1 protein-coding gene and 1 pseudogene are annotated in these 1,014 nt (G+C 69.8%); one reads left to right on the forward strand and one right to left on the reverse strand.

Annotation, left to right across the window (positions count from 1 at the left end):
- Positions 1 to 380 (reverse strand): annotated as a pseudogene (locus tag G7A99_RS20995) (hypothetical protein); the annotation flags it as partial.
- 299 nt (positions 381 to 679) lie between these two features.
- Between G7A99_RS20995 and G7A99_RS21000 the strand changes: the two are divergent.
- The coding region (locus G7A99_RS21000; RefSeq protein WP_305792349.1) for a solute carrier family 23 protein at positions 680 to 1,014 on the forward strand (335 nt) is incomplete at its 3' end.

The raw sequence follows: 1,014 nt of genomic DNA on the forward strand, positions 1-1,014 counted from the left end.
GCCTCGCCCTGCTCGACCCGGGTGCGCACCCGCTCCAGCGCCTGATCGGCGCTGAGAACGGGCCAGGCGTTGCCCTCACGGTCGATCAGCAGCATCTTGTCATCGTCGATACGCACCTCGCCCGTGGTGGTGTTATCCACGACGAACTGCACCGGCAGCAGCCCGGCGCCCCGGATGTCGAAACCGAAGGCCTCCTCCGCCGTGTCCGGATCGAGGTAGGCCCGCGCCAGCAGCGTCGCGCCGTTGACCGTGACCGAATCCGCCTGGGACGCCGGCATGGGGATCGGCGCCACCCGCTGCTCGCCGTAGCTCGCGCAGCCCGCGAGCAACGCGGTGAGCATCACCGCGACCACCACCGGGATCCAACGCCTGTTGCGCATCGTGCTCACCTGTCCAGTCCTCCTGTCGGAACGTACCGTTGCCGCGCGGCGCGTCTTCCCGACGGTACCGCCACCGGCCATTATCCCGTAAACCCCGCCGATACCCGGCCATGCCCGCGGCGGGCCCGCCGAACGGCGCTGTTGCGCCGCCGAGCGCGGCCGGGCAGACTTGCTCCCCCGGGGCAGATGACCTCGGGGCCCGCCCGATCGCGTCAGCGCTCTCCATCATATCCAGCGTGTGCGGCCTGCACCGCCGCACCCGCCGTGCGTCCGCCATCTCCAGGGGAGTTAGACCACCCATGCAGGACAACGAAACACAACAAAGCGAATCGCAGGGCCTGGCGCGTCAGGCCCTCGCCGGCTCGCAGATGCTGCTCGTCGCCTTCGGGGCACTGGTGCTGGTACCGCTGATCACCGGCCTCGATCCCAATGTCGCACTGTTCACCGCCGGCGCCGGCACCCTGCTCTTCCAGGTTGTGACCCGCAGACAGGTGCCTGTGTTCCTTGCCTCTTCGTTCGCGTTCATCGCGCCCATCATCGCGGCCAAGCAGCGCTTCGGCCTGCCCGAGACCATGGGCGCGCTGATGGCCGCCGGCCTGCTCTACGTGGTGCTCGCCGGCGCCGTGCGTGCCCG

It is taken from the genome of Arhodomonas sp. KWT, from assembly GCF_010993615.1.